The organism is Arthrobacter sp. Ms25 (assembly GCF_059090365.1).
The window spans coordinates 99,843-125,240 of the sequence record NZ_JBNHFP010000001.1 but is presented as its reverse complement, the minus strand read 5'-3'; the positions used below and the strand labels follow the sequence as shown (position 1 = coordinate 125,240).

Genomic DNA, 25,398 nt, shown 5'->3' with positions numbered 1-25,398 from the left:
GCCGCCACGGAAGGAAACACCATGCTGGGCAGCCCCGCCTATAACCACAAAGAAGAAGACATCGAGATCAACGCCGGCAGGCCGAGCGTCACCCTGCTGGTCAGCAACACCGGTGACCGTGCCGTCCAGGTCGGTTCCCACTTCCACTTCTTCGAAACCAACAAGGCGCTCTTGTTTGAACGCGAACTCGCCTACGGCATGCACCTCGACCTTCCGGCAGGCACGGGAATCCGCTTCGAGGCCGGTGACACCCGCGAAGTGACATTGACTGCGTACGCCGGCAACCGGCGGATTATCGGCTTCAACAATCTCGTTGACGGCGGTCTGGATTCTGCGGCAACGAAGATCCGGGCGCTTGAGCGGATGAATGAACTCAAGTTCCACAACGGCAAGCCGAGCGCCAACCCCAGCGCCGGTACCACGGCGAAAACGGGTAACGCAGGAGAGGTGAAGAAGTGATGGCGAAGATTTCGCGCAAGCAGTACTCCGATCTTTTTGGTCCAACCACCGGGGACCAAATCCGTTTGGCCGACACCAATCTGGTGATCGAGATTGAGAAGGACTACAACGAGGGCCATTACGGCGACGAGATTGTCTACGGCGGCGGCAAGACGGCCCGTGACGGCATGGGCGCCGACCCCCAGGCCACCTCCGCGGAAGGAGTGCTTGACCTGGTCATCACCAACGCCATCATCCTGGACCCGGTGCTCGGCGTGGTTAAGGGCGACATCGGTGTGCGCGACGGAAAGATTGCCGGCGTCGGCAAGTCCGGCAACCCGCACACCCAGGACGGAGTGGATCCGCGGCTCGTGGTGGGACCGGGCACCGAATTCCTGGCCGGCGAACACTTTATTGCCACTGCCGGCGGTATTGACTCGCATGTGCACTACATCTCGCCGGAACAGGCGCTGGCCGCCCTTTCCAACGGCATCACCACCCTCTTCGGCGGCGGCACCGGGCCCACCGACGGCACCAACGGCGTCACGACCACACCCGGTGTCTGGAACCTCGCCCGCATGCTGCAGTCCGCCGAGGGCATGCCGGTGAACATGGGTTTCCTCGGCAAGGGCAACGGATCGCTGCCGGACGCCCTGATCGAGCAGGTAGAGGGCGGGGCCGCCGGGCTCAAGGTGCACGAAGACTTCGGTTCCACACCTGCCGCCCTCAGCAACGCACTCTCCGTCGCCGACGACTACGACGTGCAGATCTCGGTGCACACCGACAGCCTCAACGAGGCCGGTTACGTGGAAGATACCCTGGACGCCATTGACGGGCGCACCATCCACACCTTCCATACCGAAGGTGCCGGCGGCGGGCACGCGCCGGACATCATCAAGGTGGCCGGCCACCCCAACGTGCTCCCGTCGTCGACAAACCCCACACTCCCCTACACCGTGAATTCGGTTGACGAGCTGCTCGACATGGTCATGGTCTGCCACCACCTTTCCCACGACATCCCGGAAGACGTCGCCTTCGCCGATTCCCGGGTGCGGGCCGAGACCATCTCCGCCGAAACCGTCTTCCACGACGAGGGCATCATCTCGATGGTCTCCTCTGACTCCCAGGCGATGGGACGCATCGGCGAGTCGTTCATGCGCGCCTTCCAGATTGCGCACCACTGCAAGGACCAGCGCGGCCCGCTGCCGGAGGACAGTGAAGGCAACGACAACTTCCGGGTGCTGCGCTTTCTCGCCAAGATCACGATCAACCCGGCCATCACCCAGGGCGTGTCCGACTACATCGGCTCGCTCGAAGCCGGCAAGATGGCCGACATCGTGCTCTGGCCCGTGCAGTCCTTCGGGGCCAAGCCGAGGCTGATCGTCAAGGGCGGACTGATCAACTGGGCGCTGATGGGTGACCCGAACGCTTCCCTGCCTACCCCGCAGCCGGTGTTCTACCGGCCCATGTTCGGTGCGCAGGGCAAAGCGCTGCAGAGCACGCGGGCGACCTTTATGTCCAAGGCCGCCATCGACAAGGGGGTTCCCGAACAGCTCGGGCTGGAGAGCCAAGTGCTGCAGGTGCACCGCTGCCGCGGCATCGGCAAGCAGCACATGGTGCGCAACAACGCCACGCCGGATATCGATGTGGATCCCGAGACCTACAACGTGACGTACAACGGCACGCTGGCCTCGATCCCGCCGGCCCAGTCCCTGCCGCTGACCCAGTTGTTCTTCCTCGCCTAGGGGCGGTGTGGCATGACGGATATACGTCAATTGCTGACCAGCCTGCAGTTCGCGGATTCCGCTTTCCCCAGCGGCTTCTACACCATGTCCCACGGCCTGGAGGGGTACAGCCAGGCCAAGCTCGTGGCACGCGGCGGGGTGCAGCAGCTGCTGTCCGAACTGCTGCTGCACTCCGTCGGGCCCTCGGATGCCACGGGGCTCGCCGCGGCCCACCGCGCGGCAGCCGCGGGCGACATCGATCTTGTCCAGGAGATCGACCAGCGGTTGTTCGCCTCGAAGCTGAACGCAGAAATGCGCACCGCGTCCGTGCGGAGCGGGCACCAGTTGATCGATTTGGGAGCCGAGCTGATTGAGCAGCCGCTGCTCGACGAGTACCGCGGTCGGGTGCGGGGACGCAGCACGCCGGGATGCCAGCCCATCGCGGCAGCAGTTGTCTACGCGGCAAACGGAGTGGACACCCGCGACGCCGTGGCCGCGGATCTGTTCGCCTTTTCGGCGAGCTTCACCGGGGCCGCCCTGCGGCTGCGGCTAACCGACCACCGGCAGGCGCAGGCCATCCTGCTGGCAACGGCCGGGGTGATCGAACAGGCAACGGATGCCGCCCTGGACCGCGGCCTCGAGGACCTCGGCGGCTGCGCACCCATGGCCGACATCATGTCTGCCCGGCATGAAAGGGCAGAGGCGCGGTTGTTCGCCAGCTGAGACAGGTACGCGGTGAAGGAACACATAGCGGCTGAGCGTGACAGTGCCGCAAAGAATAGAGCAGCATCGACCGGAACAGAGGAAGCCATGAGCGAGAACGTGTTAAGGATCGGCATCGGCGGCCCGGTCGGCAGCGGCAAGACAGCACTGACCGAGGCGCTGGTGCCGCTGCTGATCGAGGCCGGCCGCACCCCCGGCGTCATCACGAACGACATCTATACCCAGGAGGACGCCCACCACGTGCGGCGCGAGCTGGCCGGCATCCTCGACCCCGAACGCGTCATGGGCGTCGAAACCGGGTCCTGCCCGCATACGGCCGTGCGCGACGACCCGACCATGAACCTGGCCGTGGGCGCGGAGATGCTGGAACGGTTCCCCGACATCGACACGCTCATTTATGAATCAGGCGGCGACAACCTGACGCTAACCTTCTCACCGGCGCTGGCTGACGTGTTCGTGTTCGTGCTCGACACTGCAGAGGGCGAGAAGATGCCGCGCAAGCGCGGCCCCGGCATCACCGACAGCGACATCCTGGTGATCAACAAAATCGACATCGCCCAGTACGTGCGCACCGACCTTGGCGTGATGGAAGCCGATGCACACCGGGTGCGCGAAGATCGACCCGTGGTCCTGACCAACTCGCTCACCGGGTTCGGCGTCGACGACCTCCACCGGCAGATCATGTCGCAGTGGAACGGTGCCAGGACCGAGCTGATCGGATGAGGCTGGAGACGACGGACCCCGCAACCGCCCCGGAACCGGCTATGCCCCTGCCGCCCGCCCCCGGGGCCGGCGGCCGGGAAGCCGCTGCGGGCGGCTACCGGCTCGGGCCGGCGTTCTATGAGCCGGACCGGGTACCCGCAGAAGTGCTGCGCCGTGCCCGGCCAGGGCATGGCTTGCCCGTTGGCAGCCCCGGCAAGGTCGGCATCCTGCAGCTGGGCTTCGACCGCAACCGCGGCCGCACCGAGCTGGTGCAGCACTACCAGAAGTCACCGCTGCAGATCATGCATCCGCTCTACTTCAACGCGCTGCGCCCCGACATGGCCTACACCTACCTGATGTCCGCGGGCGGCGGCATCCTGCACGGGGACCGGATGCGCACGGATTTGCGCTTCGGTCCGGGCACTTCGGCGCACGTGACAACGCAGACCCAGACGCGGGTCTACCGCATGGAGCACGACTACGCCTGCGCGATCATGAACATCGCGGTCGAAGAAGGCGCCTACGCGGAGTACCTGCCCGAACCCGTGGTGCCCTTTGCCGGTTCACGGTTCTACCAGCAGACATCGGTGATGGTAGACGAGTCCGCAACCGTGCTGCTCGGCGAGACCCTGTACGCAGGCAGGCTCGCCCGCGGCGAACGGCACGCCTACGATGTGTTCGCCTCCGACCTCGAAGTCCGGCGGCCGGACGGCCGGATTATCGCCCTCGACCGGTTGCGGCTCAGCCCCGGGCGCGGAGCGGCCGGAGCGGCCGGCGGCATCACGGGGCTGGGCATGCTCGCCGACCATGACGTGCTTGCGACGCTCTATGTCTTCACGCCCCTTGCCCCCGTTGCCCTCCTCGCGGACACCCTGCACCGGGCGGTCGCGGGAAGCGGCGGCGACCTGGTTTTCGGGGTGAGCACGTTACCCGGGGATTCCGGTGTCTGGATGCGCCTGGTCGGCAACAACACCGTGGCCGTGGCCGCGGCCAACACGGCAGCGGCCGCCGCCGTGCACGAGCTGCTGACCGGGAAACACGCACCCGTGATTCGAAAGAGCTAGGAAGGGGTCCGACGGTGCGAAACAACACGCAAGAGGAGGCCGCGACGCGGGGTCGCTCCTACCGGGCGCAGGTGCTGCGCGCCTTCATCCCCGTCGTGTTCCTGCACATCGCGGGCTTCGGCCTGTTCTTCATCCTCGTCGAGCCGCTGCATCTGCAGCTGGGTTCCTCCGTCTTCGGGGTAGGTATTGCTGTGGTGGCCTATGTGCTGGGCGTGCGGCATGCCTTCGACGCCGACCACATTGCCGCGATCGACAACACCACCCGGAAGCTGGCCGACCTGCGCAGGCCGGCCGCCGGCGTCGGACTGTTCTTCTCCCTGGGCCACTCCACCATCGTGTTCCTGATGGCGGCGCTGCTGGCCCTCGGAGTGAGCTGGGCGGTGGGGCTGAGCGATGACGGGAACGCGGTCCGCAACGGGCTCGGCGTGTTCGGGACGGCGGTCTCCGGAGTCTTCCTGCTGTTGATCGGGCTCATTAACGCCGTCGCGTTCCGGGGAATCCTCAAGGTGTGGCGGGCGTCGCGCAACGGCGACCTGGACGAAGTGCAGCTCGAACGCCACCTGCAGGGCCGCGGAATCATCAGCCGCATCCTCCGGCCGATGCTTCGTACCATCGACCGCCCGGGGAAGATGTATGCCGTCGGCTTTTTGTTCGGGCTCGGCTTCGACACCGCCAGCGAGATTGCCCTGCTGGTGCTGGCCGGAACCGGAGCGGCGACGGGGCTTCCCTGGTATGCCGTCCTCTGCCTGCCCTTGGTTTTTGCCGCAGGCATGAGCCTGTTCGACACGCTCGATTCGGCTGTCATGGTGAAAGCCTATGGCTGGGCGAGCGTCAACGCGGTTCGCAAGCTGTACTACAACCTCACCATTACCGGGCTCTCGGTGATGATCGCCGTCATGATCGGCGGCATTGAGCTGGTCGGGTTGCTGAATGAAAAGCTCGGGCTGCGGGACCCGCTCACCGGGTGGGTAGCCGACATCGACCTTGAGAACGTGGGCTACATTGTCGTGGCCACGCTGATACTGGTCTGGCTGACCTCTACCGTTTACTGGCGGTTGGGCCATGTGGAGGAACGATGGGCGCTGGGAAGCGCCGGGGCGGGCACACCCGGCGGCGTAACCGCATCCGGCGGGCCGGAGCTGAGGCAGAGGCCCGGAAAGGGCACGCCGCCCGGCGACGCCCCGCAATCGGAGCAATCATGAGCCACGCCGGTGCGGTCTCGCCAAACCCGTCCATCTCCAGTGCCGGCTGGCTGAAAGGCTGGGGGCAGGGACTCTCGCAGATCTTCTTCCAGAGCAATATCTACACGGCTCTGCTGATCCTGGCTGCGTTCGTCGTGGCCGACTGGCGCATGGCCCTGCTGGTGCTCATCGGGTGCGCGGGAAACACAGTGGCAGGGCGCCTGCTTCGAGCGGATCCCCCGTCAGTGACCGCGGGGCTGCAGGGCTTCTGCGGCGCCCTCACCGGCGCTGCCACCTATTCGGCCATCGGCGGCCAGTGGGCGGCGTATCCGATCGCCCTGATCGGCGGCGCACTCTGTGCCCCGGTGACCTGGCTGGTGGTTGCACTGTTCACGAAGACGCCGTTGAAAGTCTTCAACCTGCCGTCGACGACGGCGCCGTTCTGCATCGTGGCGACGGGCATCCTGCTCAGCACGGAGGCACTGCATGTGAGCCCGGCGTCGTCGGGCACCATCGACTCCGAGCCGCTGGCCTTCGCACGCTCGCTCCTGACGAATGTGTCGGAGGTGGTGCTGATCAACAATGTGTGGTCGGGGGCCCTCATCCTGCTCGGATTGTTCGTGGCGGGCTGGAAAGTGGGGCTTGCCGGGCTGCTCGGCAGCGTGGTGGGCAGCCTGTGCGCCCTGGCCATGGGAGAGGCCCTGACCGAGACAGCGAACGGCCTGGCCGGTTACTCCGGCGTGCTCACAGCCATTGCCCTGGCTGTCGTTTTCCTGCACAGCAATGCCGTTTCCTGGGGGCTCGCCGTCATCGGGACCGTGGTGACCGCCGTGGTGACGGTGCTGATGCATGACCTCAACGCCCCCACCTACACGTGGCCGTACATCCTCACCACCTGGGTGTTCCTGGTCATCGCCCATTACCTTCCCACGGCCCAACGCACATGATAAACAGCCACAGCGGCATTCGCGTTACAGCGCCGCCCCCACCCATAGGCCGAGCACGGCGGCCGCCACTGAGAGCACCAGCATGACGATGCCGCTGAGGAAGGATGCACCGTAGCGGCCTTCCTTCATCAACTGCACCGTCTCGTAGCTCGCGGTGCTGAAGGTGGTGTAGCCGCCGAGGAAGCCGGTCCCGATCACGATGCTGAGGTCGGTCGACACAAAGTGCTCGATGGTGAGGCCGGTGAGCAGGCCGAGCACCACGGAACCGGAGACGTTGATGATTGTTGTTGCCCAAGCAAACCGCGTCTTGAGGCGGGCGCGGATGACTCCGTCGATGACGAACCGCACCGTTGCACCTATCCCGCCGGCCAGCGCCAGCAGCAGGAAAATCCCGGGGGTCATGAAGCATCCTCCTGCTTATGCTGCGGGTCCGGGCCGCGGGTGTGGAGACCGCTTGCGGCGGCGATGCCCGCCCAAGTGGCGCAGGCACCGACGATCACCGTGCCGAGGGCATACATTATGGCGGTCCAGGGAAAACCGTCGCGGAAGAGTACGGCGGTGTCGGTGGCCAGCGAACTGTAGGTGGTAAAGCCGCCGCAGAAGCCGGTGCCGAGCAGCAGTTTGAGGTTCTTCCCAGTCGGGCCCGACCTGTCCAGGCGAGTGACAGCCTCGTAGAGGTAGCCGAGCAGAAAGGCACCGACCACGTTGATGATCGGGATCGCCACCGGCACTTCACCGAGGTTCGGTATGACCAGGGACAGGCCCTCGCGGCTGGCAGCACCGGCTCCGCCTCCGAGGGCGACAAGCCCGATGGGGCCCCAGCGCAGGTATTGTGGGCGCATTCCGGTACTCATTCCTTGCTTCGAGGATGGCATCGTCCTCGGCGCGGGGTGCCTGGCAGGACACGTGCACGGGTTACCCGGGACCACATCGGGTGGTTTCGGGGGGAGGAATCGGGGAAATACCCGTTTTTGAGGTTACTCCTGCCATTTTCGGTCTTCAACGGCGGGCAGGCCTCGATCCACTGTGCGGCGACAATCGGCTATATCACCGGCCCGCCGCGCTTCATCGCCGGGCGCCCTCCGCCCGGACCGCTGGTGCAGCGGTCCGGGCCGTCAACCGAATTTTCCGCAGCCTGCGTGGCGGCTAGTGCCGGTTGTCCTTGGTTCCGTCGGCGCTGCCCGTGCCGGCGGCTACCGGAGCCGGAATGGACGGGTTCCCGTTCCCCTGCGGATCCTCCCCCGCGCGGGCCTGCGGCCGCGGCGGCAGAGGTGCGGGCTGGAGGCTGCGGTAGCCCGAGAGCGCCGGAGGTTCGTCCGTGGGCAGCTCGGAAAGCATTTCGCGCAGGATTCCCACGCCGTGTTCGAGCTGCGGGTCGTCCCCGGCGACGTAGGCGTGCGGCGGGAAGGCCACCTCAATGTCCGGCTCCACACCGCGGTTTTCCACGTCCCAGCCGACACCGCCCGTAAACCAGTACGCGTACCGCGGCTGGTTCACCGCGGTGCCGTCCACCAGGCTGAAGCGTCCGTCAATACCGACGACGCCGCCCCAGGTGCGGGTGCCGACTACGGGGCCGATCCCGCGCAGCTTGGAGACCTGGGTGACGATGTCGCCGTCCGAACCCGCGAACTCATCTGTGAGGATCACCACCGGCCCCCGGGGAGCGTGCGACGGGTACGGCGTGGGCGTGCCGGCGCGGGGGTTGCTCCATGCCGTGATTTTCCGTCCGATCAACTCGGCAACCAGCTGGGAGGTGTGTCCGCCGCGGTTGCGCCGGACGTCGACGAGCAGGGCGCCCTTCGATGCCTCCTGGTCCAGGTCCCGGTGCAGCTGCGACCAGCCGTTGGCCACCATGTCCGGGATGTGCAGGTAGCCGAACTCGCCGTTGGACGCTTCCCGGACGAGGCGGCGGTTGGCCAGAACCCAGTTCTGGTAGCGCAGGCGTTCTTCGCTGCGCAGCGGGACGACGGCGATCCGGCGCTGCGACGGCGCACCGTCCTCGCCGGGGGTGAGAACCGTCAGTTCCACGGTGCGTCCGGCGGCGCCGGCAAGCAGGACGGCGGGTCCTTCCGCCGCGGGAACCGGCTGTCCGTCCACGGCGGCGATAACGTCACCGGGATGGACGTCGGCGCCCGGAGCGCTCAACGGGGACGTGGCCTGCGGATCGGAGGATTCGGCCCCGAGGATCCGGACCACTTCCCAGCCGCCGGCGCCGGGGCGCAGATCAGCTCCGAGGAACCCCTGGCCGCCCGACCCGGGTTCGGTGACCGGCGCCGGGGTGACATAGGCGTGGGAGGTGCCCAGTTCGCCGTGCATTTCCCACAGGAGATCCACGAGGTCATCGTGGCTGCCAAGGTTCTGCACCAGCGGGCGGTACCTGGCATGAACGCCTTCCCAGTCCAGCCCGCCCATGTCCGGAGCCCAGAAGAAGTCGCGCTGCAGCCGCCACGCCTCGTCAAAGGCCTGGCCCCACATCTTCACCGGATCGATCCGGACCCGGATGCGCTCAAGGTCCACGCGGACGTTGTCGGCAGAGTCCTCCTCCACGCGGGATGCCGCGGGCACCATGCGGACACTGCCCTCGTGGCGCAGTACTACCTTGGTGCCGTCGCCGCTGACTTCGAAATCGTCAAGCGCAGGAACGAAAACGGAGACTTCCTTCTTCTCCAGGTCAAAGCGTTCAAGCCGGGAGGACGGATCCCGGTCGGCCGCCGATGCCCGGCCGTCGCCCGTGACGCCGTAAATCTCGGACGCCTTCCACAGCAGGCCACCCTCAGCTGTCCGGAGCTTTTCATACCGCCCCTGCGGAACGGGGACCGCAATCAGACGGTCGCCGATCCGTTCGGCATCGACCTGCACGGGCGCAACCCCGCCGTCCGTCGTCTCGGCCGCTGGGTCGGCTGTTCCTGCCACGGGCATCCCTGATACCGACGGACCGAACGGTGAGGGAGTCCCGGCTGCCAGGGCCACCAGGAACGGTTTAGTGGAAGACGGGAAGCTGAGATCGAACCGGTGGGTGTCGTACACCGGGTCGAAGCTGCGCTCGGAGAGGAAGGCCAGGTATTTCCCGTCGGCGGTGAAGGAAGGATCGTGGTCGGCGAACCGGCCGTCCGTAACGTCGATGGCCGGGGCCGCCGTGTCCAGGACGGACCGCAGACGGATCCGGGACCGGCCTTCATCACTGGACGGTTCCGCCCATGCCAGCCACTGCGAGTCCGGCGAAAAGGCCAGCTGGTCGACCGCGCCGAATTCCGATGACGCCACGGGGAAAAGCTCTGCCGCAGCCACATCCAGCACAAATACCTCGCCGTATTCCGTGGCTACGCCTACGCGCCGGCCGTCCGGGCTGGCGACCAGCTGGCTGACCCGCGTGGGCCGCTCGAAACCTATCCGCACGACGTCGGCGGCGGACGCAGCGGAGCCCTCGGCTGGGCGTCCGTTCTCGGTGCCGTTCAGTTCCGGCCCGCCGCCGCCCTGCTGCGTGTCGGGTACGGCAGCACCCGTGGCGGAGACCGGACGGGGCAGAACCAGGCCGTTGTTTTTGCCGGCAGCCGCGGCCGGCGCCTCCGGCGTGTCTGCCCGGGGCGCCGGGGATCCCGCCGCCGCGGCAACATCGGCGAAGACGTCCTTGATGTAGAGTGCTTCTTCGCCGTCCCGGTCCGCGACGAATACGGCGCGGGACCCGTCCAGGGGCCTGCCCAGGCGTGCGCGGACGGCCGAGTCCGCCTCGATCACGCGTGAGGGACCGTCGCGGTGCGTCAGCCAGTGAAGTGTTCCGTGGGTTTCCACCACGCTCGCGGTTCCCCGGGTGTCCGGAACAGCCGCTGCCAGGTGCCGGGCAACGTTGAGGGGACGCGGGCGGCGGGCGGTGCCGGCCGAGCCCAGGGTGATGTCCAGCAGCTGCGCTTCTGCGTCCAGCGAGGGCAGAAGCCAAATGCGGCCCGCCGATTCAAAGACTATCCGGGTGCCGTCGGAGGACGCGTGCCGGACGTAGAAGTCCTCGAAATCCGTGTGCCGGCGAAGGTCCTGGCCCTGGGGCGTGACGGAGTAGAGGTTGCCGTAGCCTTCGTGGTCCGAAAGGAACACCACCCTGCCGTCGATCCACATCGGATCCGACAGGTTGCCGTCCAGTTCGGGCACCAGGCGCAGGAATTCTCCGTTGCCGTCGGCGTCAATCCAGAGCTTTCCTGCGGTTCCGCCGCGGTAGCGCTTCCACCATGCCTGTTCACGGGTGAGCAGGCTGCCGATCACGAGGGGGCGTTCGTCGCCGATTGCCGGTCCTTCCGCCACGCTCTCCACCGGCCCGTACGGAAGCTTCACCGGTGCCGAGCCGTCGAGGGGAACGGCGAACGCCCACCTCAGCCTGTTGTCCTCCTGCTCCACGGAGCACGTGGCGATGACCTGTCCTGCCGAGGTGAATCCCTTCAGGCGCGTGCTCTGGCTGCCCCAGAACGTCAGCTGCCGAAAGTTTCCGCCGTCGATGTCGGCAGTGACGACTTCCGGCGCGCCGCCCTGGACCACCTGCCATGCCAGCCGGGTCCCGTCCGGGGAGAACTTCGGGCTGCGGGCCGGCAGCTGCATCGCGGAAACCCGCCAGGCACGGCCGCCGCTGAGGGGAGCCATCCAGACATCGTCTTCGGCGACAAAGGCAAGGAAGTCCCCGTGCAGATCGGGGTAACGGAGGTATGAAGTAGGACTCATGAATCGATCCTATCTTTCGCCGCGGACATGTCCGCGGCGAAACCCGGCTCACGGCGGGGCGAGCACCCGGCTGATCCGCCACATTCCGCCCTCCCGCACCAGCACCAGCAGCACCTCCTGCTCCTGGGCCGGCTCTAGCCGGAGCACCGCACCCGTGCGGTCAACCTCCGCGTAGGCGGAGGCCTGCATCCGAACCCGCAGTTGGGCGGACACCGGCTGCGACGCCGCTCCGGACGGCGGGGCCGGGCCGCTGCCCTCCAGCACGGCAACCTCCATGGTCAGCCCCGCCAGGGCATGTTCCCGGGCGGCGAGCCTGTCCAGCTGCTTCCGGTCAGCGAGCTGCGCCTCAGACCCTGCGGCATTGACATGTTCGAGCAGGTCCGGGTCAGCGCCGGTAAACGCCCGGGTACGCAGTTCGGCGAGCGCGGTCAGGGCCTGTGCCGGATCCTCGACGGCGGTTTCGGACCGCAGGGCATCCACGGTCTTCCTGCCCTCCCCGGAAGCCTCCCCGGAAGGCTCCGGTCCGGCCGGGTCCGGGACCGTAGTGCCGCGGGCTATGCCCCCGGCCGTGCCCGGGGCAGCTCCGGAGGAACCGTCCTGCGCGTCGGCAGCGGCACCGCCGGCACGCAGGAGTTCAGGAGCGGCGAGCCCTATGGCGGCAACCGCCAGGACCAAGGCGACCACCGCTGCCGCGACAGCCGGGAAAACCCGCTGCCCCGCCGACGGAGCGACTCGCCGGTGACGACGGCGCCCGGCCGGCGGATCGACACGCCGGCGACGGCGTCCGGCCGGCAACCGGCCGTCCCGTGCCGCGGCATCCAGCCCGCCATCGGCTGCCCGGCTCCGTCCCCGGATCCGCCGCTGCCCGCGGTTCCGTCCTGCCTGCCACCCTCCGGCACCTGTCCCGCGCCTACGCCGCCAAGGCCTGCGCCCTCCCTGGCCGGCCCCGGCGGATCCCGTCCGACGGGTCGCCAGCTCGGGGTGGACCTCCGGATGGACGGCAGCCACCAGATCCACGGGTACGGCGGGAACGCAGCGGTAGGCCGCAGCTCCGAATTCCTCTGCCGTCGGCCGCTCGGCAGCGTCTTCGGCCAGACCCGCCTCCAGCAGCGCCGGGAGCTCCCTTCCCACTCCGGGTACCAGGATCGAGAGCGGCGGACGCACACGGCCGGCCGGCGGGACCTGTCCGGTCAGCAGGAACCAGCCCACGGCGGCGAGCGCATAGATGTCCGACGCCGTCCCCAACCCGCTGGCGGCTCCGGCTGTCCGCTCCGGCGCGGAGAACCCGGGAGTCCCCGGATGCGCCGCGGCGGGTTCTCCCAGCAGCCGTCCCGAGCCGAAGTCAGCCAGCAGCGGCCTGCCGTCGGAAGTGAACAGAATGTTCCCGGGCGATACGTCGCCATGGGCTGTGCCCTGCGCGTGGAGGTAGCCCAAGGCGGCGGCAACGCCCACGAGCACGCTGACGGCTTCTCCGGGCTGGACGGCGCCCCTGGCCGCAACCAGCCCGGCGACGCTTCCGCCGGCGGCATACCCGCCGAGCAGGCCCGCACCTTGGTCCGTTTCGACCACGGCGTGTACCTGCAGCAGGTGCGGATGCTCCAAGCGGGAAAGGATGTTCACCTCACGTCGTGCTTCAAAGGTATTGACCGCGCCCGCTCCCCTGCCCGCCGGAACCTTCACGGCAAAGGCGGCACCCGCGGGATCCCGGACCAGCCAGACGGCGCCACTGCTTCCCCTGCCCAGGAGGCGGTCCACCCGGAACCCCGGCACGTCAGGCATAGCCGGCGCATCACTCGCATCCGGCCCGGAAGGTACCGGAATGCCTCCCGGACCGGAGGAATCTCGATCGGCGGGACCAGGCCCTGGTGTCGTGTCCATGAAGCAGAGTCTTCGCCTCCCGGCGGCCCCACGGCGGTTATCCACAAGGTAATTGCCCTGCGGGCAGGGCCGGGCACACCGCCCCGCAGGCGGCCAGTGCAGTGTGGTCCACATTACGTCCGCGGGGGTTTAGGCTAGGCCCATGGTTTTGGAGTTCACCCGCGTAGGCCTGTCTCCGCACTACGTGGATTATTCAGCAGGCTGGGACCTCCAGCAGCAGCTGCACCGGCAGATACTTGAGGACAAGGCACCGAACACGGTGCTGCTGCTGGAACACACCCCCGTCTATACCGCCGGACGGCGCACCGAGCCGCATGAGCGGCCTTTCGACGGTACTGAAGTGATCAACGTGGACCGCGGCGGAAAGCTGACCTGGCACGGTCCGGGACAGCTCGTGGGCTACCCGATCCTCAAGCTTGCCGATCCCGCGCATGTCAAGGCCTACGTCGAGGCGCTGGAAGCAGCCGTCATCAGCGTGCTGAAACATTACGGGATCCACGGCGTCCGCGTAGAGGGGCGTTCAGGCGTCTGGGTCCGCGGAGACGGGCAAGCCTTCGGGCGGCCGGACCGGAAGATCGCCGCCGTCGGCATCCGTGTCCGCCAGGGCGTCACCATGCACGGGTTTTCCCTGAACTGCAGCAATGACCTGGCCCCCTACAGCCAGATCATTGCCTGCGGGATCACCGATGCCGGGACCACGTCCATCAGCGCCGAAACCGGGCAGACGGTGTCCCCGGCCGACGTCGTCGACCGCGTCGAAGAAGAACTTGCCGCCCGTGAGGCGGACCTGACCGGCACCATTCCCGCAAAGAACCTCCCCGGCATCGGCGCCGTCCCTGCCGGCAGCCGGCCGAAAGGAGTCCAGCTATGACCCTCGCCCCTGAAGGACGGCGCCTGCTGCGCATTGAACAGCGCAACGCCGCGGTTCCGGTGGAACGCAAACCCGAATGGATCAAGGCCAAGGTGGAGATCGGCCCCGAGTACGTGGAGCTGAAGAAACAGGTGAAGCAGGAAGGCCTGCACACCGTCTGCGAAGAGGCCGGCTGCCCCAATATCTTCGAATGCTGGGAGGACCGCGAGGCGACCTTCCTCATCGGCGGCTCCGAATGCACCCGGCGCTGCGACTTCTGCCAGATTGATACCGGCAAGCCTTCGCCGCTGGACCTCATGGAACCGACCAAGGTGGCGCGCTCGGTACGGCAGATGAACCTGCGCTATGCCACCGTCACCGGGGTGGCGCGGGACGACCTTGAGGACGAGGGCGTCTGGCTCTACGCCGAAACCATCCGGAAGATCCACGAGCTCAACCCTGGCACCGGCGTCGAGATCCTGATACCGGACTTTTCCGGCAAACCGGAGCACATCATCGACATCTGCGAGGCCCGGCCCGAAGTCTTCGCCCACAACGTGGAAACGGTGCCGCGCCTGTTCAAACGCATCCGGCCCGCCTTCCGCTACGAACGGTCCCTGGACGTCATCACCCAGGGGCAGAACATGGGCATGGTCACCAAATCCAACCTGATCCTGGGCATGGGTGAGACGCGCGAGGAAATCTCCGGGGCCCTGAAGGACCTGCGGGACTCCGGGTGCGACCTGATCACGATTACCCAGTACCTGCGTCCCAGCGAACGCCACCTGCCGGTGGACCGCTGGGTCAAGCCGCAGGAGTTCGTCGACATCAGCACCGAGGCCGAGGAACTGGGATTCCTGGGCGTGATGAGCGGACCCCTGGTGCGCTCCTCCTACCGCGCGGGCCGCCTCTGGGCCGGAGCCATGCGCCGCAAGGGCCGCGAACTGCCCCCGCAGCTGGCGCACATCGAGGACTCCGGGAGCACGCTCCAGGAAGCCTCCTCCATCCTCGCGCGCAGGTGACGGCGGCCCGGTTTCCCCGGGCCCCGAACCGACGCCTGGTATTCCCGCTTCCCCTCGGGGCAGGAGCTTCCTGACCCCGCGCCCGCATCACGTAGAATGTAGTCATTATGGCCAAAAGCACTGATTCCGACGCATCCCAGAGCGCCCGCAAAGGCGTCTTTTCCCGCAAGCCGAAGGGGGAAAAGAAGCCCAAGAAGGACGGGCGCATGAAGCAGATTGCCCAGGTCTTCAAGATGACCCGGCGCAATGATCCCAACGTCGTGTGGTTGATGGTCGGCGCGTTCCTCGGCATCATCGCCGTGGGCCTGCTGATCGGTCTGCTGATCGATAACTGGATCACGATGCTCATCATCGCCATCCCGCTTGGCCTGCTGGCGGCAGTGTTCATCCTGTCCCGGCGTGCCGAACGGGCAGCGTTCTCGCAGATTGAAGGCCAGCCCGGAGCTTCCGGTGCCGCCCTGAGCGTGCTGCGCCGCGGATGGATCCTGGAGGAACAGCCCGTCGCCGTGAACCCCCGCACGCAGGAAGCCGTGTTCCGCGCCATCGGCCGGCCCGGCATCATCCTGGTCACCGAGGGGTCCCCGTCGCGTGCCAAGGCACTGGCCGACGGCGAACGCCGGCGGATGAGCCGGATCGTCCCCAACGTACCGGTCACCGTCCTGCACACCGGGCGCGGTGAAGGCCAGGTTCCGCTGTCCAAGGTGGCGACCACGGCCAAGAAGCTGCCCAAGGCACTGACCAAGCAGGAAGTCGCCACCGTCAACAAGCGGCTCTCGGCCCTCGGCACCCGCCTGCCGATTCCCAAGGGAATCGATCCCTACCGCGCCCGTCCGGACCGCAAGGCGACCCGCGGACGCTAGCCAGCTCATCACAAAAGGGCCCCCACGGGGGCCCTTTTGTTTTGCCCTCATGTCCTTTCGAGGCGGGTGTCCGTTTCCCGGAACCGGGCCAGGAGGATCTGTTCGTCCTCCGGTGTGAGTCCGGCTCCGCGGGGGCGTCCGACGCCGGCAGCCTCCTCCCAGGCGAGGGAGTCCGACAGCGTCTGCCGCAGCGGGCGGAGCCGGAGCCCTGCCGAACGCGCGCGGGCGTTGGACCGGGCATTCATGCCGTGCCAGTCCGGATCGGCGAGCCAGAGCGGCAGCGACCGGGGACCGGACCACTCCTGCACGCCCTGCTCAAGCAGCCACTGCGGCGGAGCGGGCACGACAGAGCGGGGAAGGACCGGCTCCGCAGCATCCCGGTCCCGCGCCGGGTAATCCCCCGGTGTCCCGGCAGCGTCCGCTTCTCCGGCCGCGGCGGCCAGATGTGCCGAGAACGGCACGGTATCCCCCACCGCGTTGAACACTCCCGCAGTCCGGTCCTGGGCAACCTGGACGAGCCACTGTGCCAGGTCCCGCACATCGATAAGCTGCGTAGGCTGGTTCGGCGTATCCGGAACGAGGACGGGCCCGCCCCGGGCCAGCCGCAGCGGCCAGTAACCCGTACGGCCGGAAGGATCTCCCGGGCCGCCGATCAGCCCGGCCCGGACTATGGCACGGGAGCCGGCGTCGAAGCCTTCCGCCACGGCCTGTTCGCAGGCCACCTTGGCGGGACCGTAGCTTTCCATGTCCGCCATGACGTCGCCGGCGAGGGGCGGCAGCAGGGCAGCGTCCTCGTCCTGGCCCTGCTCTTTCTGGCTGGCATAGACGTTGCCGGTGGAGACGAAGATGTAGAACCGCGCGGCGGTTCGAAGGTCGCGGACGGCCCGGCGGACCTGGCCGGGCTGACGGGATACGTCAACCACCGCATCCCAGTGCCGCCCGGACACTGCTGCGAGGCCGTAGTCGGCGTCGCGGTCCACCGTCAGGAACTCGGCTCCGGCCGGCGGCCGGCCCGATGTGCCGCGCGCGGCACAGGTGACTTCATGGCCCGCTGCCAGGGCGGCAACTGCCGTCTGATGCCCAAGCCAGGCGGTTCCGCCCAGAATCAGTAGTTTCATACCCGGAAATCTGCCAGCTTCCGCGGCGGATGGAAAGCTTAGTGCTTGACCTTGACCAGCACCGTGCCCATGGCACGGTCATGCAGGCCGCGCTGATCGGCGTCGAACACTACCGCCGGAATCACCAGGCACAGCAGCACCGTGCGGACCACGGCTGCCGGGATCCCCGCGGCCCGGCCGTCCATTTTCTGCACCTGCAGGCTGAACACCCGATGCCCGATGCTGTAGCCCAGCAGGCTCACGAGCAGGATCTGTTCGACCGCGAAGATGGCCAGAATGGCGAAGTCGTCACCTCCGAACAGCCAGTAGGCGATGAGCGAGGCGATGGTCCAGTCGATAACCAGGGCGCCCAGGCGCGGACCAACGCGCGCAATGGAACCCGGTCCGGTGCGCGGACGGCCGAGGCGCTTGCCCGGCCACGTGCTCTCGTCGGAGGGAGGGCCTTGCAGCCAGGAACCTATATCGCTTCTATCGACCACCGTTAAAGACTACCCAAGCCCCGGTGATGTTAATAAACCCCCTGTTATCACTGTGCCCGGGCGTTACGGATAGGGTGGAAGGGAGACCAGCGGCTGCGTAACCTTACGGAAACACACGTGTCACCATCGGGAAACCGGGCCCCTCTAGGGTCAAGGTGTCGCGCCGGACGGTCAAGGGGCCGGGCGCCAGCTTTGGTCTTGCAGCCCGAGGTCTTCCACCCAAACAGTTGTATAGGAGCACAGAAACGATGTTCAAGAACGCGGACGAAGTCCTTCAGTTCATCGCTGACGAGCAAGTGAAGTTCGTCGACATCCGATTCACCGACGTTCCCGGAGTGCAGCAGCACTTCAACGTGCCGGCCAAAACCGTAGATGCCGATTTCTTCGTCAACGGTCAGCTGTTCGACGGCTCATCCATCCGCGGCTTCCAGGGCATTGCCGAGTCCGACATGCAGCTCATCCCTGACGTCACCACCGCCTTCGTTGATCCCTTCCGGATCGAGAAGACCCTGGCGCTGAACTTCTCCATTGTGAACCCCCGTACCGGCGAGCCGTACCACCGCGATCCGCGCGGCGTGGCCGAGCGCGCCGAGGCCTACCTGGCCTCCACGGGCATTGCCGACACCGCATTCTTCGGCTCCGAGGCCGAGTTCTATATCTTCGACAACGTCCAGTACGAGTCCTCCCCCAAGGGCAGCTTCTACAAGGTCGACTCCATCGAGGCGCCGTGGAACAGCGGCCGCGAGGAAGACGGCGGCAACCTGGGCAACAAGACCCCGTACAAGGGCGGCTACTTCCCGGTGGCTCCGGTGGACAAGCAGGCGGACCTGCGTGACGCCATCAGCGTGGAGCTGGACAATGTGGGCCTCGCCGTCGAACGTGCCCACCACGAGGTCGGCGGTGCCGGCCAGGCGGAGATCAACTACAAGTTCACCACCCTGACGCACGCGGCCGACGACCTGCAGAAGTTCAAGTACATCGTCAAGAACGTCGCCGATGCCTGGGGCAAGTCGGCCACCTTCATGCCGAAGCCGATCTTCGGCGACAACGGTTCGGGCATGCACTGCCACCAGTCGCTGTGGAACGGCGGCGAACCGCTGTTCTACGACGAAAAGGGCTACGCCGGCCTTTCGGACCTGGCCCGCTGGTACATCGGCGGCCTGCTCAAGCACGCTTCGGCAGTGCTGGCCTTCACCAACCCGACGGTCAACTCCTACCGCCGCCTGGTCAAGGGCTTCGAAGCTCCCGTGAACATGGTCTACTCGCAGGGCAACCGCTCAGCTGCCATCCGCATCCCGATCACCGGTTCCAACCCGAAGGCCAAGCGCCTTGAGTTCCGCGCTCCGGATCCCTCCTCCAACCCGTACCTGGCGTTCTCCGCACAGCTGATGGCAGGCCTGGACGGCATCAAGAACCGCATTGAACCGGCGGATCCGATCGACAAGGACCTCTACGAACTGCCCCCCGAAGAGGCCCAGCACATCCAGAAGGCCCCGGCATCGCTCGAAGAGGCCCTGGTGGCCCTGGAGAACGACAACGAGTTCCTGCAGGCGGGCGGCGTGTTCACCCAGGACATGATCGACAGCTGGATCGCCTACAAGCGCGAATATGAGATCCTGCCGCTGGCGCTGCGCCCGAACCCGTTCGAGTTCGAGCTCTACTACGGCGTCTAAGCACCCACGCCGCGCAACACCCACCGACCGCCTCCGCCCCTCACCGGGCGGGGGCGGTTTTTGCATCCGTCCGCTCACGTAGCATCAAGGGCGGGGGCATCCCCGCGAACCGCAAAGGAGAACACTGGTATGAAGGCTGTCTACGTCACCGGACCGGATACGAACGAGTGGGTCGAGGTGGAGCAGCCCGCCGCCGGGCCTGGCGACGTCCTGCTGAAGATGAAGGCCTGCGGCATCTGCGGATCGGATGCCTTCTACAGCCACATCGGCGGGATTCCGCCGCGCCAGGGCGCCACTCCGCTGGGACACGAACCCGCTGCCGAAGTGGCGGAGGTCGGCCCGGGGGTGGACGGCATCGCCGTAGGCGACCACGTCGTCATCGATACGATGGCGTTCACGGACGGGCTGCTCGGCAGCGGCGGGGCACAGGGCGGGCTCTCGGAGTATGTGGTGGTTCACGACGCCGCCGTCGGACGCCAGCTCAAGGTCATTCCCAAGGAGATTCCCTGGGAGGTTGCGGCCCTGAACGAACCGATGGCAGTGGCCCTGCACGCCGTGAACCGCACGAACCCCCAGCCCGGCGACAAAGTGGTGATCTTCGGGGCGGGACCGATCGGCCTCGGCGCGGTCCTGGGCTACCGCCGCCGCGGGGTTTCCCACATCGTCGTCGTCGATGTCATCGCCTCCCGGTTGGAGAAGGCCCTGCAGATCGGCGCGGACGCGGTGATCAACTCCGCCGAAGAGGACCTTCCCGCACGGCTCGTGGAACTGCACGGCGACGGAGCGACCATGATGGTCCGCGGCGTCCGGTCAGGCACCGATATCTTCCTGGACGCGGCCGGTGCGCCGGTCATCCCCGCCACCGTGGCCGACGTCGCCAGGCAGGGCGCGGTGCTCGGCGTCGTCGCCGTCCACAAGAAGCCCGTCGAACTCGACTTCGGCACCATCCTGACCACCGAACTCACGATCGTGTTTGCCATGGGCTATCCGACGGAGATCTTCGAAGTGACCGAGGACATTATCGAAAACTGGCAGAAGTACGCGCTGATCATCAGCGACACGCTTCCCTTCGAGAAGGCGCTGGACGCCCTCACCCTGGCACAGACCCCGGGCGCCGCCGACAAGGTGGTCGTCACCTTCGACTAGCGGCGTTCCCGGTCTTCCCGGCGGCTACAGCGTGACGCCGTCGGGAAGCTCCGGCGCATCGAACTTCTGCCGTTCGCACTCGGCCTTCAGCTGCGGGTAGGTGTCGGCAATGAGGTCAAGGATGCGGTTGCGCACCACCAGGTAGGCCTCGCCGACACCTACCACTCCCCGGAATTCTTTCAGCTCTTCCTCGTACGAGGTCTGCTGGTGCCGCAGATAGTTCACGGTCAGCCGGTTCAGCCACGACGGCGCCGTGGACAGGCTGGCCGGGGACTGCTTGCCGCGGAGCCGGCCGTTGAAATGCTCGATGGCCTTGCGCTGCATGGTCTCCCACGGCTCGGGAACAATACGCAGGTCCAGCGCCTCAGCGACGGCGACGGCGGCCTTCTTCTTCGCCAGGGCCCGTTCGCGCGCAGCGAGCTGGCGGTTGCGGGAAGCTTCCCGGGCCTTCCGGTATTCCGGCGTGGCTTCGATGGCTTCCACCCGTTCCAGGGCATACAGCTTCATGGGAGCGGCCTTGCGGGAAAACGGGTTCCGGGCGGTCTTGTCCGGCTCGGGCAGGAATGCCTTGATCTGTCCGTCGGTCCAGCCCCGCTCCTTCTTCAGGTCGTTCGCGATGAGCATGCCCTCGCTGTTTGCCGGTTTGGGACGCGGCGGATGGTGTTTGCCTCTGGGCACGGTGCTCCTGCGGATAGCGGAATGGTGTTGTTCCATTCTAGGAGAGCAACGTGCGGTGCCCGGAAACGCAAAAACGCCGCCATTCCCGGGCGGGAACGACGGCGGAGACTTCTTCTGCGCTAGGCGGCGGCCTCAGCGGTAACCGGGCTCGAAACCGGTTCTGCGTTCAGCATGGCGATTTCGGCTGCGGATACTCCCCCGGCGATCAGTGCGCATCCGGCGGCGATGGCCGTGACCTGTGCAGTGAATCGTGAGGTGGCGGTCCTGGTGCGCGTCACAGCGACGTGCTTCAACATATGGCTGATGCTCCCTTCAAGAGGCATGGTGGTGCACTCCGGACACACGGAATCGATGTGCCGAAAAGCGGTGGCGTCTGCGCCGGAGTGGTGGGTGTGCGGTTCGTCGCCCAAGGCGGACCGCGGATTTCAGGAGAGGCTGCGCGAGCTGCATACATGCTGCGCTTATGGGGCCTTCGGATCCTGTCCGTCTTCAAGTCTACTGGTATTACCTTCTGCTCTCAAGGCCGGCGGGCAGGGATGGCAGTAGGTTTAAGCACATGCACGTTGAACACCAGGACCTTTCCCTTCCCGTCGGCGAGGGGAACGTCTCCGCCGTTTTCTCCCGCCCGGAGAACCCCGAGGTGACCGTTGTTGTCGCCCACGGCGCCGGCACCGGAATGGAGCATCCCTTCCTCACCGGGTTTACCGATGCCCTAAACGGAGGCGGTGCGGCCACGGTACGATTCAACTTCCCCTACCGGGAGGCCGGGAAGAAGTTTCCGGATAAGGCACCGGTGGCCGTTGAGACGTGGAAGGCGGTTATGGATAGCGTGACGGCGCGCGACGTCGGCGGGCCGGTCTGGGCGTGCGGGAAGTCTTTCGGCGGCCGGATGGCGTCGATGGCCGTTGCCGAAGGCATGCCTGCGGCGGGACTGGTGTACCTGGGCTATCCGCTGCATCCGCCGGGCAAGCCGGAGAAGCTGCGCGACGAACACTTGTACGGCCTGACCCTGCCGATGCTCTTCCTGCAGGGAACGCGGGACACCTTTGCCCTGCCCGGCGAGCTGGAACCGGTGGCAGAGCGGATCGGCGCCAACGCACACGTCCAGCGCATTGAGGGCGGCAACCACTCCTTTGAAGTCCGCGGGCAGAAGCGGCCACCGGAAGTGATCGGCGCGTCGCTGGCCGGGCCGGTGCTGGACTTCATCCGCGCCCGCGCTGCGGGCTGAAGGACGGGCCGCTTCACCACGCCCCGGCTGACAGCAACCGCCGTGCAGGCACCCTTATCGGTTTCGGGGCCGGCATGGCCGCATGCGACCTGCCGCACAACCCGAGGCGGCGAGGTGTCCTTAGCCAGCAGACCGCTCGTAGCGCCAGACGGTTTTCTCCATGACCAGCCGGTGCCGTCCCCGGCCGGAACCGGGAGCCCCTCCCCCGCCGTCGTACTCCTCGTCACCCTCCCACGCGAGCACTGAGGCGGGTTCGTAACCGGTGAGCGGGCGGCTCCGGAATGTTTCCAGCGGAGTTCCCGCGATCCGGGCCAGGGCCGCATCGGCGGAGGTATCGGAGGTCAGCGAGTGCAGGGTGACCCAGGTCGGCGGGAACAGCTGCATCAGCCCGTTGCGGTGCCGGTCCAGGGCCTCCGCGGGCGGCAGCCACAAGTGGTTGAGCAGCTCTCCCGGGTTGAGGCGGATTTCGCCGGCCGGTGCCTTCGCCGCAAAGAACCAAGTCTGGTAGCGCCGCGGGATGTTTTCCGGAGGGATCCAGCAGGAAAGGGGCACCGGGTCCCGGGGGTGCAGCTCCAACCCCGTCTCTTCAGCGGTTTCCCGGACGCCTGCGCGGCGGGCGGCGGCCGCTTCAGGCTCGCCCCCGACGCGGTCTCCGGGGTCTACCCGGCCGCCGGGAAATACCCAGGCCCCGCCGAAGGAGCCCGCCGTCGGGCGTTCCAGCAGCAGCACCTCGGGGCCGGCTGCGGAATCCCGCAGCAGGACAACAGTGGCCGCCGTACCGGTGAGTTCGCTCATTCGACAGAGCATAGCGAATACCGGGGGCGGCCACCGTCAAAGGTGTCGAAGCGCTAGAGCACCTTGGCCAGGAAGTCCTGCAGCCGCGGAGCCTGCGGGCTGCCGAAGAGCAGTTCCGGCGTGTTTTCCTCGACGATGTGGCCGTCGGCCATGAAGATCACCCGGTCGGCCACTTCGCGGGCGAAGCCCATCTCGTGGGTGACAACCACCATGGTCATGCCTTCCCTGGCCAGGTCGCGGATCACCTGCAGCACTTCGCCGACCATTTCCGGGTCGAGGGCAGAGGTGGCCTCGTCGAAGAGCATGATGTCGGGCTGCATGGCCAGCGCCCGGGCAATGGCCACACGCTGCTTCTGGCCGCCGGAAAGCTGTGCGGGACGCGCGTCGGCCTTGTCCGCCAGTCCAACCCGGTCCAGCAGTGCCAGGGCGGTCTTGCGGACCGCCTCCTTGTCCGCCTTCTTCAGCTGCACCGGTGCAAGCATGATGTTGTCCAGCACGCTCATGTGCGGGAACAGGTTGAAGTGCTGGAACACCATACCGATGTGCTGGCGCACCTCGTTCAGGTTCACCTTGGGATCGGTGAGGTCAAAACCGTCAACCTTCACCGTGCCGCCGGTGATGTCTTCCAGCTTGTTCAGGCAGCGCAGGAACGTGGACTTGCCGGAGCCCGACGGCCCGATCACGCAGACCACTTCGCCCTCGGCCACGCTGACGTCCAGGCCCTTGAGGACCTCGTTGGATCCGTAGGACTTCCGCAGTCCGATGGTTTGGATCTTGCTCACTTGTTAAACCTCTTATCCAGGACGTCCGCCAGCTTGGTCAGCAGCGTAATGACGATGAAGTACAGCGCCGCCACGATGATCAGGACCTCTGCGGTACGGAAGTTCACCGCGTAGATCTGCTGGCCCTGGTACGTCAGCTCCGCGAAGCCGATGACGGCAAGCAGGGAGGTGTCCTTCAAGGTGATGACGAACTGGTTGATGAAGGAAGGCGTCATGATCTTGATGGCCTGGGGAATGATGACCTTCTGCATGGTCTTCCCGTAGCCCAGTCCGAGGCTGCGGGCCGCTTCCATCTGGCCCGGATCCACGGACTGGATGCCGCCGCGGACAATCTCGGTCATGTAGGCGCCGGCGTTCAGGCTCAGCGTCAGCACACCGGCAGTCAGGACGTCCACCGGCTGGCCGATGATCTGCGGCAGACCGAAGTAGAAGAAGAAGGCCTGCACCAGCACCGGAGTACCGCGGAAGATGCTCACGTAAACGGTGGCGATGCCGCGCAGGATCTTTGACGAGCCGACCTTCAGGAAGCCGAAGAACACGCCCAGAATGAGGGCAAAGAGCAGCGACAGGGCCGTCGCCAGCAGGGTCAGGCCCATGCCCTTGGCGAAGGCGGGACCGTTGTCCGTGATCAGGGACCAGAAGCTGGAGTCCTTGGCACCGGATTCCAGGTACGTGTCCAGGATTTCGTCGTATTCGCCGCTTTCCTGCAGGTCCGCAAGGCCGGCGTTGAACGCGGTGAGGAGCTCGGCATTGGTTCCCTTGTTGACGGCGAACCCGTATGAACTGCCGGCTTCCTTCTCGGTCACGGTCTTCAGGCCGTTGCCGGAGGCCACGCCGTAGGCAAGCACGGGATAGTCATCGAACACGGCCACGGAGCCGCCGGCCTTGACGTCGTCGTACATCTGGGCGGACTGCGCGAAGGCAACCACTTCGAAGCCGTAGTCGTCCTTGATGGACTCAGCGAAGGTCTGCCCTTCGGTACCGGTCTTGACCGCTACGCGCTTGCCTCGCAGATCCTCGTACCCGGCGACGTCGTCGTTGTTCTCGGCCACGGCCATCTGGATGCCGGACTCGAAGTACGGGTCGGAGAAGTCGAAGACCTGCTGCCGCTCATCCGTGATGGACATACCGGCGATGACGCCGTCCACCTGGTTGGACTGCAGCGACTGCAGCGCCGCGTCAAAACCGAGGGACTGGATTTCGACGGTGAAACCCTCCTCCTCGGCAATGGCGTTGATGAGGTCCATGTCGATGCCGACCAGCTCGCCGTCTTCGCGGAACTCGAACGGTGCGAACGTGGTGTCGGTGCCGATGACGAAGGTTTCGCCCTCGACGCCGTCCGCTGCGAACGCTCCGGCCGCAGGTATCCCCAGCAACAAAGCCAAGGTTGCGAGGAAGGTGGTCAGCGG

At 66.7% G+C, this 25,398-nt stretch carries 24 protein-coding genes; 13 read left to right on the top strand and 11 right to left on the bottom strand.

Annotation, left to right across the window (positions count from 1 at the left end; all coding sequences use genetic code 11):
• The first annotated feature begins 21 nt into the window (after positions 1–21).
• The 7 genes from AC5RT8_RS00560 (at position 22) to AC5RT8_RS00530 (ending at position 6,779) form a co-directional block, all read left to right on the top strand.
• Entirely contained in the window at positions 22–459 is a 438-nt protein-coding gene (locus tag AC5RT8_RS00560) for an urease subunit beta (RefSeq protein ID WP_494093766.1), read from the top strand.
• Positions 459–2,183 (top strand): urease subunit alpha, encoded by a 1,725-nt coding sequence (gene ureC / locus AC5RT8_RS00555; protein ID WP_494093765.1) that lies wholly within the window; start codon positions 459–461, stop codon positions 2,181–2,183. The genes AC5RT8_RS00560 and ureC overlap by 1 nt, the downstream gene beginning before the upstream one ends.
• A 12-nt stretch (positions 2,184–2,195) precedes the next feature.
• On the top strand, positions 2,196–2,885 hold the full coding sequence (locus AC5RT8_RS00550) for an urease accessory protein UreF (RefSeq protein ID WP_494093764.1): 690 nt from the start codon (positions 2,196–2,198) through the stop codon (positions 2,883–2,885).
• Between the two features lie 87 nt (positions 2,886–2,972).
• Positions 2,973–3,608 (top strand): urease accessory protein UreG, encoded by a 636-nt coding sequence (gene ureG / locus AC5RT8_RS00545; RefSeq protein WP_494093763.1) that lies wholly within the window; start codon positions 2,973–2,975, stop codon positions 3,606–3,608.
• Positions 3,609–3,649: 41 nt separating this feature from the next.
• Entirely contained in the window at positions 3,650–4,651 is a 1,002-nt protein-coding gene (locus AC5RT8_RS00540) for an urease accessory protein UreD (RefSeq protein ID WP_494093762.1), read from the top strand.
• A gap of 14 nt (positions 4,652–4,665) precedes the next feature.
• Positions 4,666–5,853, top strand: coding sequence for a HoxN/HupN/NixA family nickel/cobalt transporter (locus tag AC5RT8_RS00535; RefSeq protein WP_494093761.1), 1,188 nt, complete (start codon positions 4,666–4,668; stop codon positions 5,851–5,853).
• Positions 5,850–6,779: an urea transporter gene (locus tag AC5RT8_RS00530; RefSeq protein ID WP_494093760.1), complete on the top strand. Its 930-nt coding sequence runs from the start codon at positions 5,850–5,852 to the stop codon at positions 6,777–6,779. The genes AC5RT8_RS00535 and AC5RT8_RS00530 overlap by 4 nt, the downstream gene beginning before the upstream one ends.
• Positions 6,780–6,803: 24 nt before the next feature.
• On the opposite strand, the gene crcB is transcribed toward AC5RT8_RS00530, so the two are convergent.
• The 4 genes from crcB to AC5RT8_RS00510 all read right to left on the bottom strand — a co-directional run bounded on the left by crcB (position 6,804) and on the right by AC5RT8_RS00510 (position 13,259).
• The gene (crcB, locus tag AC5RT8_RS00525) at positions 6,804–7,181 is read right to left on the bottom strand and encodes a fluoride efflux transporter CrcB (RefSeq protein WP_494093759.1); all 378 of its coding nucleotides are present in this window, start codon (positions 7,179–7,181) and stop codon (positions 6,804–6,806) included.
• Positions 7,178–7,621 (bottom strand): fluoride efflux transporter FluC, encoded by a 444-nt coding sequence (locus AC5RT8_RS00520; RefSeq protein ID WP_494093758.1) that lies wholly within the window; start codon positions 7,619–7,621, stop codon positions 7,178–7,180. Before AC5RT8_RS00520 ends, crcB begins: the two co-directional genes overlap by 4 nt.
• A 304-nt stretch (positions 7,622–7,925) precedes the next feature.
• Positions 7,926–11,480, bottom strand: a complete 3,555-nt coding sequence (locus AC5RT8_RS00515) for a S41 family peptidase (RefSeq protein ID WP_494093757.1) — start codon at positions 11,478–11,480, stop codon at positions 7,926–7,928.
• A 48-nt stretch (positions 11,481–11,528) separates the two neighbouring features.
• The gene (locus tag AC5RT8_RS00510) at positions 11,529–13,259 is read right to left on the bottom strand and encodes a serine/threonine-protein kinase (protein ID WP_494093756.1); all 1,731 of its coding nucleotides are present in this window, start codon (positions 13,257–13,259) and stop codon (positions 11,529–11,531) included.
• Between the two features lie 241 nt (positions 13,260–13,500).
• Here AC5RT8_RS00510 and lipB point away from each other — a divergent pair, with 241 nt between their 5' ends.
• The 3 genes from lipB (at position 13,501) to AC5RT8_RS00495 (ending at position 16,090) form a co-directional block, all read left to right on the top strand.
• Positions 13,501–14,229, top strand: coding sequence for a lipoyl(octanoyl) transferase LipB (gene lipB / locus AC5RT8_RS00505; protein WP_494093755.1), 729 nt, complete (start codon positions 13,501–13,503; stop codon positions 14,227–14,229).
• The gene (gene lipA, locus AC5RT8_RS00500) at positions 14,226–15,230 is read left to right on the top strand and encodes a lipoyl synthase (RefSeq protein WP_494093754.1); all 1,005 of its coding nucleotides are present in this window, start codon (positions 14,226–14,228) and stop codon (positions 15,228–15,230) included. Before lipB ends, lipA begins: the two co-directional genes overlap by 4 nt.
• A gap of 107 nt (positions 15,231–15,337) precedes the next feature.
• Positions 15,338–16,090: a DUF4191 domain-containing protein gene (locus tag AC5RT8_RS00495; protein ID WP_494093753.1), complete on the top strand. Its 753-nt coding sequence runs from the start codon at positions 15,338–15,340 to the stop codon at positions 16,088–16,090.
• A 47-nt stretch (positions 16,091–16,137) separates the two neighbouring features.
• On the opposite strand, the gene AC5RT8_RS00490 is transcribed toward AC5RT8_RS00495, so the two are convergent.
• Both AC5RT8_RS00490 and AC5RT8_RS00485 read right to left on the bottom strand, forming a co-directional pair.
• Entirely contained in the window at positions 16,138–17,208 is a 1,071-nt protein-coding gene (locus AC5RT8_RS00490; protein ID WP_494093752.1) for an NAD-dependent epimerase/dehydratase family protein, read from the bottom strand.
• Positions 17,209–17,246: 38 nt separating this feature from the next.
• Positions 17,247–17,687 (bottom strand): RDD family protein, encoded by a 441-nt coding sequence (locus AC5RT8_RS00485; RefSeq protein WP_494093751.1) that lies wholly within the window; start codon positions 17,685–17,687, stop codon positions 17,247–17,249.
• 248 nt (positions 17,688–17,935) lie between these two features.
• On the opposite strand from AC5RT8_RS00485, the gene glnA reads away from it, so the two are divergent.
• Together glnA and AC5RT8_RS00475 are read left to right on the top strand one after the other, a co-directional pair.
• A complete protein-coding gene (gene glnA / locus AC5RT8_RS00480; protein WP_494093750.1) occupies positions 17,936–19,360 on the top strand; it encodes a type I glutamate--ammonia ligase in 1,425 nt (474 codons plus the stop codon).
• A gap of 129 nt (positions 19,361–19,489) precedes the next feature.
• Positions 19,490–20,506: a zinc-dependent alcohol dehydrogenase gene (locus AC5RT8_RS00475; RefSeq protein WP_494093749.1), complete on the top strand. Its 1,017-nt coding sequence runs from the start codon at positions 19,490–19,492 to the stop codon at positions 20,504–20,506.
• A gap of 24 nt (positions 20,507–20,530) precedes the next feature.
• Here the strand turns inward: AC5RT8_RS00475 and AC5RT8_RS00470 are convergent, their stop codons facing one another.
• Complete coding sequence (locus tag AC5RT8_RS00470) at positions 20,531–21,184, bottom strand: hypothetical protein (RefSeq protein ID WP_494093748.1); 654 nt, start codon at positions 21,182–21,184, stop codon at positions 20,531–20,533.
• A 119-nt stretch (positions 21,185–21,303) separates the two neighbouring features.
• Positions 21,304–21,480, bottom strand: coding sequence for a hypothetical protein (locus AC5RT8_RS00465; protein WP_494093747.1), 177 nt, complete (start codon positions 21,478–21,480; stop codon positions 21,304–21,306).
• A gap of 260 nt (positions 21,481–21,740) precedes the next feature.
• Between AC5RT8_RS00465 and AC5RT8_RS00460 the strand changes: the two genes are divergently transcribed.
• Entirely contained in the window at positions 21,741–22,412 is a 672-nt protein-coding gene (locus AC5RT8_RS00460) for an alpha/beta hydrolase family protein (RefSeq protein ID WP_494093746.1), read from the top strand.
• A gap of 120 nt (positions 22,413–22,532) precedes the next feature.
• On the opposite strand, the gene AC5RT8_RS00455 is transcribed toward AC5RT8_RS00460, so the two are convergent.
• The 3 genes from AC5RT8_RS00455 to AC5RT8_RS00445 are packed head-to-tail and all read right to left on the bottom strand — an operon-like array spanning position 22,533 to position 25,365.
• Entirely contained in the window at positions 22,533–23,207 is a 675-nt protein-coding gene (locus AC5RT8_RS00455) for an NUDIX hydrolase (RefSeq protein ID WP_494093745.1), read from the bottom strand.
• Between the two features lie 53 nt (positions 23,208–23,260).
• Complete coding sequence (locus tag AC5RT8_RS00450) at positions 23,261–23,989, bottom strand: amino acid ABC transporter ATP-binding protein (protein ID WP_494093744.1); 729 nt, start codon at positions 23,987–23,989, stop codon at positions 23,261–23,263.
• Positions 23,986–25,365, bottom strand: coding sequence for an amino acid ABC transporter substrate-binding protein/permease (locus AC5RT8_RS00445; protein ID WP_494093743.1), 1,380 nt, complete (start codon positions 25,363–25,365; stop codon positions 23,986–23,988). Before AC5RT8_RS00445 ends, AC5RT8_RS00450 begins: the two co-directional genes overlap by 4 nt.
• Positions 25,366–25,398 lie beyond the last annotated feature (33 nt).

Bases quoted from the DNA above. Each gene is read 5' to 3' on its own strand.
- crcB (WP_494093759.1), bottom strand. From the start codon at position 7,181: ATGACCCCCGGGATTTTCCTGCTGCTGGCGCTGGCCGGCGGGATAGGT.
- ureG (WP_494093763.1), top strand. From the start codon at position 2,973: ATGAGCGAGAACGTGTTAAGGATCGGCATCGGCGGCCCGGTCGGCAGC.
- AC5RT8_RS00560 (WP_494093766.1), top strand. From the start codon at position 22: ATGCTGGGCAGCCCCGCCTATAACCACAAAGAAGAAGACATCGAGATC.
- AC5RT8_RS00460 (WP_494093746.1), top strand. From the start codon at position 21,741: ATGCACGTTGAACACCAGGACCTTTCCCTTCCCGTCGGCGAGGGGAAC.
- AC5RT8_RS00515 (WP_494093757.1), bottom strand. From the start codon at position 11,480: ATGAGTCCTACTTCATACCTCCGTTACCCCGATCTGCACGGGGACTTC.
- ureC (WP_494093765.1), top strand. From the start codon at position 459: ATGGCGAAGATTTCGCGCAAGCAGTACTCCGATCTTTTTGGTCCAACC.
- AC5RT8_RS00550 (WP_494093764.1), top strand. From the start codon at position 2,196: ATGACGGATATACGTCAATTGCTGACCAGCCTGCAGTTCGCGGATTCC.
- lipB (WP_494093755.1), top strand. From the start codon at position 13,501: ATGGTTTTGGAGTTCACCCGCGTAGGCCTGTCTCCGCACTACGTGGAT.
- AC5RT8_RS00490 (WP_494093752.1), bottom strand. From the start codon at position 17,208: ATGAAACTACTGATTCTGGGCGGAACCGCCTGGCTTGGGCATCAGACG.
- AC5RT8_RS00465 (WP_494093747.1), bottom strand. From the start codon at position 21,480: ATGTTGAAGCACGTCGCTGTGACGCGCACCAGGACCGCCACCTCACGA.
- AC5RT8_RS00530 (WP_494093760.1), top strand. From the start codon at position 5,850: ATGAGCCACGCCGGTGCGGTCTCGCCAAACCCGTCCATCTCCAGTGCC.
- glnA (WP_494093750.1), top strand. From the start codon at position 17,936: ATGTTCAAGAACGCGGACGAAGTCCTTCAGTTCATCGCTGACGAGCAA.
- AC5RT8_RS00495 (WP_494093753.1), top strand. From the start codon at position 15,338: ATGGCCAAAAGCACTGATTCCGACGCATCCCAGAGCGCCCGCAAAGGC.
- AC5RT8_RS00510 (WP_494093756.1), bottom strand. From the start codon at position 13,259: ATGCCTGACGTGCCGGGGTTCCGGGTGGACCGCCTCCTGGGCAGGGGA.
- AC5RT8_RS00520 (WP_494093758.1), bottom strand. From the start codon at position 7,621: ATGCGCCCACAATACCTGCGCTGGGGCCCCATCGGGCTTGTCGCCCTC.
- AC5RT8_RS00540 (WP_494093762.1), top strand. From the start codon at position 3,650: ATGCCCCTGCCGCCCGCCCCCGGGGCCGGCGGCCGGGAAGCCGCTGCG.
- AC5RT8_RS00455 (WP_494093745.1), bottom strand. From the start codon at position 23,207: ATGAGCGAACTCACCGGTACGGCGGCCACTGTTGTCCTGCTGCGGGAT.
- lipA (WP_494093754.1), top strand. From the start codon at position 14,226: ATGACCCTCGCCCCTGAAGGACGGCGCCTGCTGCGCATTGAACAGCGC.
- AC5RT8_RS00475 (WP_494093749.1), top strand. From the start codon at position 19,490: ATGAAGGCTGTCTACGTCACCGGACCGGATACGAACGAGTGGGTCGAG.